This is a genomic window from Pseudomonas sp. NPDC088322, assembly GCF_044740745.1.
In the GTDB taxonomy this organism is placed as follows: Bacteria; Pseudomonadota; Gammaproteobacteria; order Pseudomonadales; family Pseudomonadaceae; genus Aquipseudomonas; species Aquipseudomonas shirazensis.
Window position 1 is genome coordinate 171,656 of record NZ_JBIURK010000008.1, and the last position, 16,799, is coordinate 188,454.

Annotated in this window: 15 protein-coding genes; 10 read left to right on the forward strand and 5 right to left on the reverse strand. The window is 63.4% G+C overall.

All coding sequences use genetic code 11. From position 1 onward, the window contains the following. Positions 1-35: 35 nt before the first annotated feature. Positions 36-1,688 (reverse strand): acyl-CoA dehydrogenase family protein, encoded by a 1,653-nt coding sequence (locus ACIOAU_RS20775; RefSeq protein WP_401184363.1) that lies wholly within the window; start codon positions 1,686-1,688, stop codon positions 36-38. A gap of 114 nt (positions 1,689-1,802) precedes the next feature. After that, the gene (locus ACIOAU_RS20780; RefSeq protein WP_401184366.1) at positions 1,803-3,782 is read right to left on the reverse strand and encodes a 7TM diverse intracellular signaling domain-containing protein; all 1,980 of its coding nucleotides are present in this window, start codon (positions 3,780-3,782) and stop codon (positions 1,803-1,805) included. A 264-nt stretch (positions 3,783-4,046) separates the two neighbouring features. On the opposite strand from ACIOAU_RS20780, the gene ACIOAU_RS20785 reads away from it, so the two are divergent. The 4 genes from ACIOAU_RS20785 to ACIOAU_RS20800 all read left to right on the forward strand — a co-directional run bounded on the left by ACIOAU_RS20785 (position 4,047) and on the right by ACIOAU_RS20800 (position 7,508). Continuing rightward, a complete protein-coding gene (locus tag ACIOAU_RS20785; protein WP_401184369.1) occupies positions 4,047-4,844 on the forward strand; it encodes a hydroxymethylpyrimidine/phosphomethylpyrimidine kinase in 798 nt (265 codons plus the stop codon). Positions 4,845-4,865: 21 nt separating this feature from the next. After that, on the forward strand, positions 4,866-5,489 hold the full coding sequence (gene thiE, locus ACIOAU_RS20790) for a thiamine phosphate synthase (protein WP_401184372.1): 624 nt from the start codon (positions 4,866-4,868) through the stop codon (positions 5,487-5,489). Between the two features lie 15 nt (positions 5,490-5,504). Beyond that, positions 5,505-6,788, forward strand: a complete 1,284-nt coding sequence (gene hemL / locus ACIOAU_RS20795; protein WP_101322245.1) for a glutamate-1-semialdehyde 2,1-aminomutase — start codon at positions 5,505-5,507, stop codon at positions 6,786-6,788. Positions 6,789-6,950: 162 nt separating this feature from the next. Continuing rightward, positions 6,951-7,508: a tetratricopeptide repeat protein gene (locus ACIOAU_RS20800; protein WP_401184375.1), complete on the forward strand. Its 558-nt coding sequence runs from the start codon at positions 6,951-6,953 to the stop codon at positions 7,506-7,508. 3 nt (positions 7,509-7,511) lie between these two features. Here ACIOAU_RS20800 and ACIOAU_RS20805 read toward each other — a convergent pair whose 3' ends face one another. Beyond that, the gene (locus tag ACIOAU_RS20805; protein WP_101322247.1) at positions 7,512-7,838 is read right to left on the reverse strand and encodes a DUF1820 family protein; all 327 of its coding nucleotides are present in this window, start codon (positions 7,836-7,838) and stop codon (positions 7,512-7,514) included. Between the two features lie 208 nt (positions 7,839-8,046). Here ACIOAU_RS20805 and ACIOAU_RS20810 point away from each other — a divergent pair, with 208 nt between their 5' ends. Genes ACIOAU_RS20810 through lnt form a run of 4 tightly spaced genes read left to right on the forward strand, consistent with a single transcriptional unit; the run spans position 8,047 to position 11,891 of the window. Beyond that, positions 8,047-9,039, forward strand: coding sequence for a PhoH family protein (locus tag ACIOAU_RS20810; protein WP_101322248.1), 993 nt, complete (start codon positions 8,047-8,049; stop codon positions 9,037-9,039). Then, positions 9,032-9,520, forward strand: coding sequence for an rRNA maturation RNase YbeY (gene ybeY / locus ACIOAU_RS20815; RefSeq protein ID WP_101322249.1), 489 nt, complete (start codon positions 9,032-9,034; stop codon positions 9,518-9,520). The genes ACIOAU_RS20810 and ybeY overlap by 8 nt, the downstream gene beginning before the upstream one ends. A 5-nt stretch (positions 9,521-9,525) precedes the next feature. Continuing rightward, a complete protein-coding gene (locus ACIOAU_RS20820; protein WP_101322250.1) occupies positions 9,526-10,365 on the forward strand; it encodes an HlyC/CorC family transporter in 840 nt (279 codons plus the stop codon). An 8-nt stretch (positions 10,366-10,373) separates the two neighbouring features. Beyond that, positions 10,374-11,891 (forward strand): apolipoprotein N-acyltransferase, encoded by a 1,518-nt coding sequence (gene lnt, locus ACIOAU_RS20825; protein WP_401184380.1) that lies wholly within the window; start codon positions 10,374-10,376, stop codon positions 11,889-11,891. A gap of 182 nt (positions 11,892-12,073) precedes the next feature. Here the strand turns inward: lnt and ACIOAU_RS20830 are convergent, their stop codons facing one another. Further along, complete coding sequence (locus ACIOAU_RS20830; protein ID WP_101322252.1) at positions 12,074-12,835, reverse strand: YdcF family protein; 762 nt, start codon at positions 12,833-12,835, stop codon at positions 12,074-12,076. A gap of 133 nt (positions 12,836-12,968) precedes the next feature. Then, a complete protein-coding gene (locus ACIOAU_RS20835) occupies positions 12,969-13,283 on the reverse strand; it encodes a hypothetical protein (RefSeq protein ID WP_401184383.1) in 315 nt (104 codons plus the stop codon). A gap of 239 nt (positions 13,284-13,522) precedes the next feature. On the opposite strand from ACIOAU_RS20835, the gene leuS reads away from it, so the two are divergent. Both leuS and lptE read left to right on the forward strand, forming a co-directional pair. Beyond that, on the forward strand, positions 13,523-16,129 hold the full coding sequence (leuS, locus tag ACIOAU_RS20840) for a leucine--tRNA ligase (RefSeq protein ID WP_401184386.1): 2,607 nt from the start codon (positions 13,523-13,525) through the stop codon (positions 16,127-16,129). A 61-nt stretch (positions 16,130-16,190) separates the two neighbouring features. Continuing rightward, a complete protein-coding gene (gene lptE / locus ACIOAU_RS20845; RefSeq protein WP_401184389.1) occupies positions 16,191-16,796 on the forward strand; it encodes an LPS assembly lipoprotein LptE in 606 nt (201 codons plus the stop codon). Positions 16,797-16,799: the final 3 nt, after the last annotated feature.

Genomic DNA, 16,799 nt, shown 5'->3' on the forward strand with positions numbered 1-16,799 from the left:
TCGGTAGCAAATACACCCCTGCGGATGCATTAGCCTCAGCACGGCCACGGCGGCGTCGCCCGCGCGACCAGCGCCTGCACGTCGACACCGCGCGGCAAGGCGCCGTAGACCCTGCCCGAGCCGTCCAGGCGGCTGGCGATGAAGCCATCGCTGACCTGCGCATTGCCCGCTTCGAGGAGTAGTTTGGCCTGCACCGCCAGGGCAATGTCTTCGCTCAGCTGGCGGGCGCGGTACTGGATGTCACTGGTGTCGGCCAAGGCGCTCTTGAGCCTGGCAATATGCGCCGCCAGCCGCGGTTCGCCGTGGCCATCGCCCAGCTCGGCGAACAACGCGTCCTGAATACCGGGCTCCTTGCTCAGTGCACGCAGCACATCCAGACACTGCACATTGCCCGAGCCCTCCCAGGTCGAGTTGACCGGCGCCTCGCGGTACAACCGCGGCAGGATACTGTCTTCGACGTAGCCCGCGCCGCCCATGCATTCCGCCGCTTCGTTGATCATCGCCGGGGCGCGCTTGCAGATCCAGTATTTGCCTACCGCAGTCATCAACCGGGCGAAATGCGCCTGCTGCGGATCTTCGAGCTGGTCCAATGCCTGGCCCATGCGCAGGCTCAGCGCCAGCGCGGCCTCGCTTTCCAGGGCGAGGTCGGCGAGGACGTTCTGCATCAAGGGTTGCTCGCCCAGTAGGCGCCCACTGACCTGGCGATGGGCGCAGTGGTGCGCGGCCTGGGTCAGCGCCTGGCGCATCAGCGCGCTGGAGCCGACCATGCAGTCGAAGCGGGTCATCGCCACCATTTCGATGATGGTCGGCACGCCGCGGCCCTCTTCGCCGATCATCCACGCCAGGGCGCCGCGCAATTCGATTTCGCTGGAAGCATTGGAGCAGTTGCCCAGTTTGTTTTTCAGGCGCTGGATATAGAACTGGTTGCGGCTGTCATCGGGGCGATGGCGCGGCAGCAAAAAGCAGCTCAAGCCTTTGTCGGTCTGCGCCAGGGTCAGAAACGCATCGCACATCGGCGCCGAGCAGAACCACTTGTGCCCGACCAGCTCGTACGCCTGGCCGGGGCCACCGGCGCCGACCGGATAGGCCCGCGTGGTGTTGGCGCGCACGTCGGTGCCGCCCTGCTTTTCGGTCATGGCCATGCCGAGGGTGACACCGGCCTTGTGCCGGTCGCCGACATTGCGCGGGTCGTAGTCGCGGGCCAGCAGCTTGGGCAGCCAGTACTCGGCAAGCTCCGGCTGCACACGCAGCGCAGGCACCGCGGCAAAGGTCATGGTCAGTGGGCAGCCGGTGCCAGCTTCAGCTTGCGAGTGCAGATAGGTCAGCCCGGCGCGGGCAACATGCGCACCAGGCTGCGGCGCGGCCCAGGGCAAGGATGGCAAGCCATGCTCGACAGCAGTGCGCATCAACTGGTGATAGGCCGGATGAAATTCGACCAGGTCGATGCGATGGCCATAGCGGTCGTGGCTGTGGAACTCGGGCTTGTGCGCGTTGGCCAGAAACCCCGCCGCCATCAGCGGCCCACCGGCCAGCGCGCCATAGCTGTCCAGCTGCGCCTGCGCCCAGCCCGCGCCAAAGCGCTGTGACCATTGCTGCAACGGCAGATCGAGCCGGTACAGGTTGGCGCCATCCAATGAAGGCGGCTGGTTGCTGACCTGGTGAGTCTCGGCGTACTGGTGCAGGTTCATGGGCGCGCTCCTCGTGCCGTGCTGGCCTTGGACTGCCAGTGAAGCACCGTTGCGCGGTCAGTCAAAGTGACGAATCGGCCTATCGCGGCGGCGCTTTACGACAACGCCGTGCACTCAGAACCTGGCAACGCGGCCCGGCGGCGCCTGTACCTGGGCCGCGCTCAGGTTCAGGGTAAGTTCGAAACGGCTGCCCAGTCCGCGGGTCGACTCATGCGACAGGCTCGCTTCAAGCAAATCGCCCAACTGCCGGCAGATCGACAGGCCGATGCCCAGCCCGCCATAGCGCCGGGTCATCGAGCCATCGACCTGGAAGAAGCGCTGATAAAGCGTGGCCTGATCAAGGTCATCAAAACCAATGCCGCTGTCACTGACGATAAACGACAGCGCCAGGCTGTGCGGGCCAACCCGGCGGCCACGGACCTTGATCATCACCCCACCCTGCTCGGTGAACTTCAAGCCGTTGTCGACCAGGCAACGCAGGCAGCGCATCAGCTTTGGCGCATCGCCGACCAGCTCGTCGGGCAGGTCGGCCGGGATATCCAAACTCAGGTACAGGCCTTTGCTCAAGGCCAGCCCGGCAAAGCTGGCGCGCAGTTCCTGCAACTCGCGGCGCAGGTTGAACGGCAAGGGATGCGCACGCAGCCGGCCCGCCTGCAGTTCGCTCAGGATGAGGATGTCGTCGACCATCACCATCATGTCTTGGGCGGAGCGTGTGGCAGTGTGTTGGTACTGGCTGAGTTCGCTGTCCATCGGCAGGGTCTGCATCAGCTGCAGCGAGCCGATCACGCCATTCATCGGGGTGCGCAGCTCGTGGGTCACGGTCGACAGGAACTCGTCCTTCAAACGGTTGCTGCGGGCCAGTTGCTGGTTGAGCTGCTCCAAGGCCTGGCCGGTGTCGCGCAGGGTCTGCGCCTGCTGCTCGCGCAAGCTGTTGATGCGATCGGCCAGAGCCAGCGACAGCAAGGCAACTTCCAGCGCGGAGCCGAGCTGGCTGGCGTACATGGTGATGAACACGTTGGGCAGATAGCCCAGCACCATCAAGGTATTGACCAGCCCGCCGAGCAAAAACGCCGACCAGGCGATGATGAACCAGCGCGCCACCCGCAGCCCGCGCCACCAGGCATACAGCCCGGCGCTGAAGATACTCACGGTGAACAGCAGCGCCAGCACCGTGGCCATGCGCAGAGCCACGCCGTAGCGCAGGGTCACCGCCAGCACCATGACCAGCGCGCCGCCGAGCATCAGCACTTGCAGCAGCCGGTCGAAGCCGCGGCTGAGCAGGCCCATCTGCAGGAAGTGGCGGGCAAACTGGCAGCCGAACAAGCCGGCGGCACCGATGAACAGCGGTGTCGCCGCGTTTGCCCACCACGGGCTGTCCGGCCAGAAATACGCCACTCCGGCGCCGTTGACCGACACCTGGTACAAGCCGAACGAGGCTATATAGAGGATGTAATAGAGGTAGCTGACGTCGCGCACACTGATGTAGATGAACAGGTTGTACACCAGCATCACCAGCAACACGCCGTAGATCATCCCCAGCACATACAGGCGGGTAGGCTGATCCTCCATGTAGGCATTCACCGACCATAGCGTCAGCGGCGCCTGAACCGAGCCTTCGCTCTGCAGGCGCAGATACACCGTGGTCGGCTGGCCGGGCTGCAGCGGTAGTTCGAACAGGTAGTTGTTCTGCTGGATCTGCCGGCTGGCATACGGCAGGGCATCACCGGTGCGCTGCGCCAGCTTGAAATGGCCGCGGGCGTCGGCCAGGTATAGCTCGAGGTGATCGAGCGGCGGGTAGGCGAGTTCCAGCAGCCATTGCCGGGCGGCCTGGCTGGCCGGCGCGACGTAGCGCAGATCAAGGCGCAGCCAGAACACCGAGTTGGAATAACCGGCGTTGAGCACGTCTTCTTTATGGGTGACAAAACGCTCGGCAAATTCCGCCGAGCTGACCTCGGCAATGGTCGCACTGGCCGTGCGGTCCTCATACACCTGCATGATTTTGCCTAGCGGCAGATGCCGGGTCGCGTCGTCAAAATCCACAGCTGCGGCGAGCGCGGGCAAGCAGCCCAGCAAGATGATCAGCAAATAGCGCATTACAGCCCCAGCATGGCCCTTTCGGTTGCGTCGCGTTGGCCCCCTTTCCCTTTGAGGCGACGTAATCCGGTAGAGCCCGTTATCGAATTATTTGTGCACTCTAGCATAGCCATCAGTGATGGCGATCAAGTCCGCATTATTTTGACTGAACAGCTCTAGCACGCCATTTACAGGCGAAATAACCGTCCCATCCCGAGCAACGCCCTGCACTATCGACACGCGGGGCGCTTCGCCGAAATAGGTTTGGTGGTAAGCTCGCCGACCATGAATATCTACAGCTCCCGCCCCGTTGTCCTCTGTCTCTCCGGCCACGACCCCAGTGGCGGCGCCGGCCTGCAGGCAGATATCGAAGCCCTGATCGCCCAAGGCTGTCACGCCGCGCCCGCCGTGACCGCTCTGACCGTGCAGGATACCGTCAACGTCTCCGACTTCCGCGTGCTCGACCGCGAGTGGGTGCTGGCCCAGGCCAACGCCGTACTCAACGACTCGCAGGTGGCGGCGGTGAAGCTGGGCATGCTCGGCTCGATCGAAATGGTCGACACCGTGGCCGAGCTGCTGGCAGCGCACCCGCACCTGCCGCTGGTCTGTGACCCGGTACTGCGCGCTGGCGGCGGTGGTCGGCTGGGCAAGGATGAGGTCGGCTATGCCGTGCGCGAACGGCTGTTGCCGCTGGCGACCATCGCCACGCCCAACCTGCCCGAGGCACGCATTCTCGCCGAGCTGCCCGAAGGCACTGCCGACGAGTGCGCAGCCAAGCTGCTGCCGTTCTGCAAAAACCTGTTGATTACCGGCGGCCACGGTGACGAAGACGCCATTCATAACCGCCTGTACAGCCGCGATGGCAGCAGCCAGACCTGGCTCTGCCAGCGCTTGCCGGGCAGCTATCACGGTTCCGGTTGCACCGTGGCCAGCGCCCTGGCCGGTCGCCTGGCCCTTGGCGAAGAACTGCAAAGCGCCGTACGCAGCGCCCTCGACTACACCTGGCGGACTCTGCGCGACGCCGAACAACTGGGCCGTGGCCAATTCGTGCCGCGCCGCCTGCCGCTGGATTTCTGCTCCTGAGCTACGCACACGAGGCCTGACATGAAGCTACGCGGTCTGTACGCGATCACCGACAGCCAGCTGCTCGCTGGCCGCTTTGAATCCCATGTAGAAGCGGCGCTGGCCGGCGGTGTGCGCCTGCTGCAGTACCGCGACAAGAGCGACGATGCGGCCAAGCGCCTGCGCGAAGCGGAAGCCTTGAAGGTGCTCTGCGAGCGTTACGGCACCCAACTGATCATCAACGACGACGCCGAGCTGGCCGCGCGCCTGGGCGTCGGCGTGCACCTGGGCCAGACCGACGGCCCGCTGACACCTGCCAGAGCCTTGCTCGGGCGCAATGCAATCATCGGCTCGACCTGTCACGCTCAACTCGACCTGGCCGAGCAGGCCGCCCGTGAAGGCGCCAACTATGTCGCTTTCGGGCGCTTTTTCAACTCCGTGACCAAACCCGGCGCGCCGGCTGCCAGCCTGGAGTTGCTGGCCCAGGCCCGCGCCACGGTGAAACTGCCGATCGCCGTGATCGGCGGCGTCACCCTCGACAACGCCTCGGCATTGATCGACCACGGCGCCGACCTGCTGGCCGTCATTCATGGCCTGTTTGCGGCTGACGACGCCCACGAAGTCACCCGCCGGGCCCGCGCGTTCAACGCGCTGTTCGCTTCCTGAATTCGAGAGAAAACCATGTCCCGTTCCGAACTCCTTTTTGCCCAGGCCCAGAAGCACATCCCCGGTGGCGTCAACTCGCCGGTGCGTGCCTTCAAGAGCGTCGGTGGCACGCCGCTGTTCTTCAAGCACGCCCAGGGCGCCTACGTCATCGATGAAGACGACAAGCGCTACGTCGACTATGTCGGCTCGTGGGGGCCGATGATTCTCGGCCACAGCCACCCGGACGTGCTCGACTCGGTGCGCAAGCAGCTCGAACACGGCTTGTCGTACGGCGCGCCGACCGCGATGGAAACCGAGATGGCCGACCTGGTCTGCTCGCTGGTGCCGTCGATGGAGATGGTGCGTATGGTCAGCTCCGGCACCGAAGCGACCATGAGCGCCATTCGCCTGGCTCGTGGCTACACCGGCCGCGACGCTATCATCAAGTTCGAAGGCTGCTACCACGGCCACTCCGACAGCCTGCTGGTCAAGGCCGGCTCCGGCCTGCTGACCCAGGGCGTGCCGAGTTCGGCCGGGGTCCCGGCAGACTTTGCCAAGCACACCCTGACCCTGCCGTTCAACGACCTCGCCGAAGTCGAAAAGACCCTCGCCGAAGTCGGCCAGAGTGTCGCCTGTATCATCGTCGAGCCGGTTGCCGGCAACATGAACTGCGTACCGCCGGCGCCGGGCTTTCTTGAAGGCCTGCGCGAGCAGTGCGACAAGCATGGCGTGGTGTTGATCTTCGACGAAGTGATGACTGGCTTCCGGGTATCGCTGGGCGGCGCCCAGGGTCATTACGGCATCACCCCGGACCTGTCTACCTTCGGCAAGATCGTCGGTGGCGGCATGCCGGTCGGCTGCTTCGGCGGCAAGCGCGCGATCATGGAATGCATCGCCCCGCTCGGCCCGGTCTACCAGGCCGGTACCCTGTCGGGTAACCCACTGGCCATGGCCGCCGGCCTGACTACCCTCAAGCTGATCAGCCGTCCGGGCTTCCACGATGAGCTGAGCCGCTTCACCAGCAACCTGCTCGACGGCCTGCAACAGCGCGCCGATGCTGCGGGCGTGCCGTTTGTCACCACTCAAGCGGGTGGTATGTTTGGCCTGTACTTCACCGGCGCGGACGATATCGTCACCTTCGACGACGTCATGGCCAGCGACACCGAGCGCTTCAAGCGCTTCTTCCACCTGATGCTGGAAGGCGGTGTGTACCTGGCGCCAAGCGCGTATGAGGCTGGTTTCACCTCGATCGTGCATGGCGATACCGAGCTGAAAATCACTTTGGATGCGGCCGAGCGGGCGTTTGCCAAGCTGAAGTAAATCAGCGCGGCTGAGGGCCTTTTCGCGGCGGTCCGCCGCGAAAAGGCCCCCGCAGACCCACCTTCAACAGAAAATCGAGTAAAACTTTGTAAGGTTGGCGCTGCTTATCCCATAATGTGCCACCAGAGACATCGGACAGCTTGCAGAGGTAAGTCGATCCCCATGAACCGCACCGGCCGCGCCCTGACCCTGGGCTGCCTGTTGCTCCTTCAGCCCCTGCTGGCCTTGGCAGAGGGCGGTAACTCGTTGCTGATTCCAGCGACGGGCCGCTGCACTCTCAACGTTCAGCCAGAGGACCTGCAGAACGCCATCAAGGCGTGCGAGCACACTGCCGAGTCTGGGGATGCCCAGGCGCAGTACGAGCTGGGCGAGTTCTACTACAGCGGTAACGGCGAGCAAGCCGCACGCGACCTCAACAAAGCCCTCAACTGGTTCCAGCAAGCCTCGTTGCAAGGCCATGCTCAGGCCCAGTATCGGCTTGGCTCGATGTTCTTCCATGGTGAAGGGGTCAAAGCCAACAATGTCCAGGCGTACATTCTGCTGAAGATGGCCGCGGTCAACGGTGCCGAGGATGCCCTCGACCTGGCTGACGAAGTCACCGAGCAGATGCCCCGCGACGAACTCGAGCACGCCACCCAGGTGCTCGGCCAGATCTTCCGCAAATACCTGCTCGAACTGCAGAACGCCGAGGGCCGCAGCCCTTTCGCCCCGCTGCCGTAAGGATTATTTGGTAGGTATTGGCATCGGGAACGGCATCACGTTGCCGGTGATCTTGGCTTCGCTGATCTTCGCCGTACCCAACCGCTCGACTTCATCGATGCGCACGATCGAGTGCATCGGCACGAAGCTGCGGATCACTCCCTCAAACTGGGCCTTGAGCTTTTCTTCGCTCGGATCGACCACCACCTGGGTGCGCTCGCCGAAGACGAACTCTTCGATTTCGAGAAAACCCCAGAGGTCGCTCTGGAAGATCTGCTTGGCGTACATTTCAAAGACCTGCCCCTGATTGAGGAAGATCACTTTGTAGATCGCGGGTTCGCTTTTGCTCATGATCGGCGTATAGGCACACTGGTCTGAAAATGGCCCGCATCATAGCAGAGCCCGGCTCACTACGAGGCCTCACATGGCACCGACGGCGGGTCAATTGGTCGGCAAAAGCGCCTGCACCGACCCTTGATCGTTTCAGTGCTTTCGCCACTGTCAGACAAGGGTTATTCTTGAGTTCACCTCTATAGCCGGCGAGCGGCCTAAAACGACCTTGAACGCACCCATAGAACCCCATCGTTTCATCCTCGAACCCTTCGAGGCCCATCGTTTCGCCAACCTGTGTGGCCAGTTCGACGAGCACCTGCGGCTCATCGAGCAGCGTCTGTCCATCCAGATCCGCAACCGCGGCAACCAGTTCGAACTGGTCGGCGAACCCAAGACCACCTCCGCTGCCGAACAGCTGCTGCGCCGTCTCTATCGTGAGACCAAGGCCACCGAGCTGTCGCCGGAAACGGTCCACCTGTATCTGCAGGAGTCGGCGGTCGAACACATCGCCAACCCGGCGGTCAACGAGGTCAGCGTTTCGCTGCGCACGCGCAAGGGCAAGATCACCCCGCGCGGTGCCAACCAGCAACGCTACGTCAAAGAGATCCTCGCCAACGACATCAACTTCGGTGTTGGCCCGGCCGGTACCGGCAAGACCTACCTGGCCGTAGCCTGCGCAGTCGATGCGCTGGAGCGCGAACAGGTGCGGCGCATCCTGCTGGTGCGTCCGGCGGTCGAAGCGGGCGAAAAGCTCGGTTTCCTGCCCGGCGACCTGTCGCAGAAGATCGACCCGTATCTGCGTCCGCTGTACGACGCTCTTTACGAAATGCTCGGTTTCGAGCATGTGGCCAAGCTGATCGAGCGTCAGGTCATCGAGATCGCGCCGCTGGCGTACATGCGCGGTCGCACCTTGAACAACAGCTTCATCATCCTCGACGAAAGCCAGAACACCACGCTCGAGCAGATGAAGATGTTCCTCACCCGGATCGGCTTCGGCTCGACCGCGGTGATCACCGGTGACATCACCCAGGTCGACCTGCCACGCGGCACCAAGTCGGGCCTGACCCATGTCATCGATGTGCTCAAGGACGTGCAGGGCATCAGCTTTACCCACTTCCAGTCCAAGGACGTCGTGCGTCACCCATTGGTGCAGCGCATCGTCGAGGCCTACGACCGTTTCGAGAGCCGCCAGGCCGAGGCACCCGCACGCGATGCTTGAACTCGACCTGCAACGGGCTACCGATGCGGCCAGCCCTGATGACGCCGACTTCCGCCGCTGGTGTGAGCTGGCCTTGCGCCAGCGCACTGCCGATTCGGAAATGACCATTCGCCTGGTCGATGAAAGCGAAGGCCGTGAGCTCAATCACACCTACCGTCATAAAGATTACGCAACCAATGTGTTGTCATTTCCTGCCGACGTCCCCGACGAACTGCTCGATATTCCCCTGCTGGGCGATCTGGTGATCTGCGTGGCCGTGGTCGAGCGCGAAGCGGCCGAACAGGGCAAGGCACTTGAAGCACACTGGGCACACCTGGTTATCCATGGTTGCCTGCATCTGCTTGGCTACGATCACATCGATGATGACGAAGCCGAAGAGATGGAAGCACTGGAACGAACATTGCTGGCAGAACTGGGTCACCCTGACCCGTATGCCGACGACCACCTCCCTACTACCGACATCAGCAAGGAACACGAGTAACCGCCATGAGCGAAGACCGATCGAGCAACGGGCAAAAGTCCTGGCTGGGCAAACTGACCCAGGCTTTTGCCCATGAGCCGAAAAACCGCCAGGAGCTCCTCGAGCTGCTGCGCGAAGCCCATCAGAACAAGCTGCTCGACAGCGAAGCGCTGACTATCGTCGAAGGTGCAATTCAGGTCGCCGACCTGCAGGTACGCGACATCATGGTGCCGCGCTCGCAGATGATCAGCATCAAGGCCAGCCAGACCCCGCGCGAGTTTCTGCCGTCGGTGATCGATGCCGCGCACTCGCGTTATCCGGTGGTCGGCGAAAGCCATGACGATGTGCTCGGGATCCTCCTGGCCAAGGATCTGCTGCCGCTGATCCTTCAGGAGAACGGCGACAGCTTCAACATCAAGGACCTGCTGCGCCCGGCCACTTTCGTGCCGGAGTCCAAGCGCCTGAATGTGCTGCTGCGCGAGTTTCGCGCCAACCACAACCACATGGCCGTGGTGATCGACGAATACGGCGGCGTCGCCGGCCTGGTCACCATCGAAGACGTGCTTGAGCAGATCGTCGGCGACATCGAAGACGAACACGATGTCGAAGAAGACAGCTACATCAAGCCGCTGCCAAGTGGCGACTTCCTGGTCAAGGCGCTGACGCCGATCGAGAACTTCAACGAGTTCTTCGACAGCGAGTTCTCCGATGACGAGTTCGACACCGTCGGCGGCCTGGTGATGAGCGCCTTCGGTCACCTGCCCAAGCGCAACGAAACCACCGAAATCGGCGCGTATCGCTTCCGCGTGCTCAACGCCGACAGCCGCCGCGTGCACTTGCTGCGCCTGACCCCGATTAGCCGTTAAGGAACACCATGCGTTGGATCACCCGCCCCGGCTGGCGCGGTAACCTGCTGGCCATGGCGGCCGGCGCGTCTACCCTGCTGGCCCTGTCGCCGTTCGACCTGTGGCCGCTGGCCCTGCTTGCCGTCGGCCTGTTCTACGCTGGCCTGCGCGAGCTGAGCCCACGCCAGGCCATGGGTCGCGGCTGGTGCTTCGGCTTCGGCCTGTACGGCGCCGGCACCAGCTGGATCTACATCAGCATGACCACCTACGGCGGCGCCTCGCCGTTGTTGGCGGTACTGCTGCTGGTGGCATTCTTTGCCGCCATTGCCTGGTTCTTTGCCCTGCCCGCCTGGCTCTGGGCGCGCTGGCTGCGCCGTAACGAAGCGCCGCTAGCCGACGCCTTGTGCTTTGCCGCGCTGTGGCTGCTGCAAGAGGCCTTCCGCGGCTGGTTCCTGACCGGCTTCCCGTGGCTGTACTCCGGTTACAGCCAGCTGCATGGCCCGCTAGCCGGCCTCGCGCCGCTCGGCGGGGTGTGGCTGATCTCGTTTGCCCTGGCCCTCAGCGCTGCATTGCTGTGCAACCTGCACCGGCTGCGCGCACGCCCGGCATTCATGGCAGTTGGCGCACTGTTGCTGGTGGCGCCATGGGTACTCGGCATGGCCCTCAAGGACCACGCCTGGACGCGCCCTGCCGGCGAGCCGCTGAGCGTCGCCGCCGTGCAAGGCAATGTCGAGCAGGACCTGAAGTGGGACCCAGCACACATCGACGCGCAACTGGCGCTGTACCGCGACATGAGCTTTACCTCCAAGCGAGTGGATCTGCTGGTCTGGCCCGAGACGGCCGTGCCGGTCCTCAAGGATCAGGCCCAGGGCTACATCGACGTGATGGGACGCTTTGCCGCCGAGCGCAACTCGGCCTTGATTACCGGGGTACCGGTGCGCGAAGTGGTGCATCAGCAACGGCGCTACTTCAACGGCATCACCGTGACCGGTGAAGGCGATGGCACCTACCTCAAGCAGAAGCTGGTGCCGTTTGGCGAGTACGTGCCGCTGCAGGACATGCTGCGCGGGGCGATCGAGTTCTTCAACCTGCCGATGTCGGACTTCGCCCGCGGCCCGGATGACCAGCCGCTGCTGCAGGCCAAGGGTTATCAGATCGCCCCGTACATCTGCTACGAAGTGGTCTACCCCGAGTTTGCCGCCAGCCTGGCGGCGCGCAGCGATCTGCTCCTGACCATCAGCAACGACACCTGGTTCGGCACCTCGATCGGCCCGCTGCAGCACCTGCAGATGGCGCAGATGCGTGCGCTTGAAGCGGGGCGCTGGATGATCCGTGCGACCAACAATGGCGTTACCGCGCTGATCGACCCGTTTGGCCGCATCACCACGCAGATCCCGCAGTTCCAGCAGGCGATCCTGTATGGCGAAGTGGTGCCGATGCAGCAACTGACGCCCTACCTGCAATGGCGCTCGTGGCCGCTGGCGATTGTTTGTCTGTTGCTGATGGGCTGGGCGTTGGCCGCCAGGCGCATAGCCAAAACCGTGTGAGCAAACCGCGCAACACCTGCCTGCGCGGTCCCCTGTAGGAGCGGCCTTGTGTCGCGAAAGGCCCGCAAAGCGGGCCCGGGGATCTCGGCGGCGAAGCTGAAATCTGGGGCCGCTACGCAGCCCTTTCGCGACACAAGGCCGCTCCTACAAGGGGCGGTGTAATGAGCGGAAGGCGCATTGCCTCAGTAGAACAGCCGATAACCGATCATACCCGCCACCTCATTGAGCAATTGCCCGCTCTGCCAGACTGCTCTGCTTTCAGGCAGCAGCCCGGCAAACGGCCGCGCATGATCCTGGCCGAGGAAGCCCACCGGCGCCGGCACTACCTCGAAGCCCGCCTGCTCGAAGCTCCAGCGCGAGCGCTGCATGTGCCAGGCCTGGGTCACTACCACCACCCGGCGAATGCCCAACGGCTGCAACAGTTGCGCGCTCATCTGGGCGTTTTCCCAGGTGGTACGGCTGGCCTGCTCCTGCCACTTCACCGTAACGCCAAAGTCATCGCGCAGCCGATCGGCCATCAACTGCGCCTCGCTGGGCGGGGTACCGTAGTGCAAGCCACCGCTGGTCAATACCGGCAAACCAGAGGCCTTGGCCAATTGCGCGGCATAGCGCATGCGCTCCAGCGCGTGCCCGGTAGGTTGATCCTGACCACCCCAGGCAGGATCGCCGCGCTCGCGGCCGGCGCCGAGTACCACGATCGCATCTGCCCGCTGGGCCAGCCCCGACCACTGCGCCAGACTCAGCGGCGTTTCGGTTTCCAGCTGGCGCGCGACCTGCTCCACCACCAGCGGCAGGCTCATCAGCCATAAACCGCCCAGCCCCAACGTAAAGCAGGCAAATGCCAGCCGCGGCCGGCGCTTGCGCAACCACCACGCGGCCAGCAGCAAGATGAACAGCAAGCCAGGCGGCATCAGCCACTGCTTGATAAAGAATCGAATAGGCATTGCCTGCACCTCCTGTGAAGGCGTGCAGACTAAGAGGATCGACACCGAGCGACAAGTAGCGCCCGGCGCCGATCATGCTATGTAGATGATTGAACCGGCGCGCGGCGTTTTGCGCGCCAGCAGGCCAGCACGGCTACCGATGCGGCAGCGTCCTGGATCCGACCGGGGCGACGGAGCGCTTCCTGTCCTTGAGCCAGATGATCTTGGCTGAGCTCGGCTCCGCTGGTTTGACCGCAGCGGCGCTGGCAATGCGGCTCTCTGGAAAGATCTCCAGATAGGCCTTGATCACTTCGAACTCTGCGGGGCTCAGGCCACGCAACTCAAGTTCCGCTGGCATCTCGTCGCGCAATCGCACCGCCGTGCGGGCAGCTTCCAAGGCCAGCCCAAGGCGGTCGATCAAGCGTTCATACAGCTCCGGTTTGCTTGCGGGTAACTGCGACTCTCCCATCCGTTCACCTCATTGAAGATAACGATATCTCCCCCCACACCTGAGCTTAGCGGCGTTGTGCAAAGCAGCAGAGCGCTGCGACCAACGGCCCCCGGCACCGCTGCGGGCCAATTGGGTTTCCCACGATACACAGCGCTCATGTATGCTACGGCGTTCACTCTCACCGACACCGGAGTGCCGGATGCAGCGAGGTTCCGCTGCCGGGAACAAGGTCTTCTCTCTCTCAGCCAAAAGTAGCCATGCACGAACAATACACGCCCCGTGACATAGAAGCCGCCGCCCAGAAATCCTGGGACGAGCAACAATCGTTCGCTGTTACCGAACAGCTAGGCAAAGACACTTTCTATTGCCTATCGATGTTCCCGTACCCGAGCGGCAAGCTACACATGGGCCACGTGCGCAACTACACCATTGGTGACGTGATCGCGCGCTACCAGCGCATGCTCGGCAAGAACGTGCTGCAGCCGATGGGCTGGGACGCCTTCGGCATGCCGGCGGAAAACGCCGCGATGAAGAACAACGTCGCCCCGGCCAAGTGGACCTACGAAAACATCGACTACATGAAGACCCAGCTCAAGAGCCTGGGTCTGGCCATCGACTGGTCGCGTGAAGTCACCACCTGCAAGCCGGACTACTACCGCTGGGAACAGTGGCTGTTCACTCGTCTGTTCGAAAAAGGCGTCATCTACCGCAAGAACGGTACGGTCAACTGGGACCCTGTCGATCAGACGGTACTGGCCAACGAACAGGTTATCGACGGCCGTGGCTGGCGTTCGGGCGCGCTGATCGAAAAGCGCGAAATCCCGATGTACTACTTCCGCATCACCGCATACGCAGACGAGCTGCTGGAAAGCCTCGACGAGTTGCCGGGCTGGCCTGAACAGGTCAAGACCATGCAGCGCAACTGGATCGGCAAGTCGCGCGGGATGGAAGTGCAGTTCCCCTATGACCAGGCAAGCATTGGTCATGCCGGTGCACTTAAAGTCTTCACTACCCGCCCCGACACGCTGATGGGCGCGACCTACGTCGCCGTCGCCGCCGAGCACCCGCTGGCTACCCAGGCTGCCCAAGGCAACCCGGCGCTGCAGGCGTTCATCGACGAATGCAAAGGCGGCAGCGTTGCCGAGGCCGACATGGCCACCCAGGAAAAGAAAGGCCTCGCCACGTCGCTGTTCGTCGAGCACCCACTGACCGGTGAGAAACTGCCGGTCTGGGTCGCCAACTATGTGCTGATGCACTACGGCGACGGCGCTGTCATGGCGGTGCCGGCCCACGACGAGCGTGACTTCGAGTTCGCCCAGAAGTACTCGCTGCCGATCAAGGCCGTGGTGCGCACCAGCGCTGGCGACGAAGTCGGCAGCACCTGGGAAGCCGCCTACGGCGAGCACGGCACCCTGATCAACTCCGGCGCCTTTGACGGCCTCGACTTCGCTGGCGCGTTCGACGCCATCGAAGCCGCGCTGATCAGCAAGGAGCTGGGCAAATCGCGCACGCAGTTCCGTCTGCGCGACTGGGGCATCAGCCGCCAGCGCTACTGGGGCTGCCCGATCCCGATCATCCACTGCCCATCGTGCGGCGACGTGCCGGTGCCGGAAGACCAACTGCCAGTCACCCTGCCAGAGAACGTCGTACCCGATGGCGCCGGCTCGCCACTGGCACGCCTGCCTGAGTTCTATGAATGCAGCTGCCCCAAGTGCGGCGCTGCGGCCAAGCGCGAAACCGACACCATGGACACCTTTGTCGAGTCGTCCTGGTACTTCGCCCGTTACGCCTCGCCGAACTACGAAGGTGGCATGGTCGACCCGAAAGCGGCCAACCACTGGCTGCCAGTCGATCAGTACATCGGTGGTATCGAGCACGCCATTCTGCACCTGCTGTATGCGCGCTTCTTCCACAAGCTGATGCGCGATGAAGGCCTGGTCACATCTAACGAGCCGTTCAAGAACCTGCTGACCCAGGGCATGGTCGTTGCCGAAACCTACTACCGTGTAGCCAGCAATGGCGGCAAGGACTGGTTCAACCCGGCTGATGTCGAGCTGGAGCGCGACAGCAAGGCCAAGGTCATCAGTGCTCGCCTCAAGACCGACGGCCTGCCGGTGGAAATCGGCGGCACCGAGAAGATGTCCAAGTCGAAGAACAACGGCGTCGACCCACAGTCGATGATCGACGTCTACGGCGCCGACACCTGCCGCCTGTTCATGATGTTCGCCTCGCCGCCGGACATGAGCCTGGAATGGTCCGATTCCGGCGTTGAAGGCGCAAGCCGCTTCCTGCGTCGCGTCTGGCGCCTGGCCCAGGCCCATGTGAGCCTCGGCTTGCCGGGCAAGCTGGACACTGCGGCACTGGATGACGGGCAAAAGGCGATCCGCCGCGCGATTCACGTGGCGATCAAGCAAGCCAGCAGCGATGTTGGCCTGCACCATAAATTCAACACTGCCATCGCCCAGGTGATGACCGTGATGAACGTGCTGGAAAAAGCCCCGACCGCTACCGCCCAGGACCGTGCCCTGCTGCAGGAAGGCCTGGAAGCAGTCACCCTGCTGCTGGCACCGATCACCCCGCACATCAGTCATTCGCTGTGGCAGCACCTGGGCCACAGCGAGGCGGTGATCGACGCCACCTGGCCGAGCGTGGATGAAAGCGCCCTGGTGCAAGACAGCGTGACACTGGTGGTACAGGTCAACGGCAAGCTGCGTGGTCAGGTCGAAATGCCCGCCACTGCCAGCCGCGAAGAAGTCGAAGCTGCGGCGCGCGCCAACGAAAACGTGGTGCGCTTCACCGACGGCCTGACCATTCGCAAGGTCATCGTGGTTCCAGGCAAACTGGTCAACATCGTCGCCAACTGATGGCAACGCTCGCCCGCAGGCACTGCGGGCGAGCGGAATCGGCCCACAAGGGAGCTTCAACATGATCAAACGCAATCTGCTGGTAATGGGCCTGGCCGTCATGCTCAGCGCCTGCGGTTTCCAGCTGCGCGGCACCGGCACTACCGAGCTGACCATCAAGGAACTTGATGTCAGCGCGCGTGACGCCTACGGCCAGACCGTTACCCAACTGCGCCAGGTACTTGAGCGCAGCGGCGTCAGCCTGCGCAGCGGTGCGCCGTATCGCCTGTCGCTCGACAACGAGCAGCAGACCCAGCGCGCAGTCACCTACAGCAGCGGCAGTCGCTCGGCCGAGTACGAACTCACCACCGTGCTCAACTACAGCATCAACGGCCTGAACAACGTGCCGCTGCTAAGCGACAAGCTCGAAGTGCGCAAGATCTACGTGCGTGACGGCGACAACATCACCGGTTCCGACCAGGAAGGCACCCAGACCCGCGACGAGATGCGCCGTGATCTGGTCCAGGCCATGGTCGTACGCCTGCAGATGCTGACCCCAGCTCACCTCGACGAACTGCAGCAGCAAGCGGATCAACGTGCCAAGGCTGAAGCCGAAGCCGCCGAAGCCGCGCAGCGCTATCGTGACGAAACCCCGCAGCAGTCGCCACTGGAAATCCCGGGCACCTAAGCC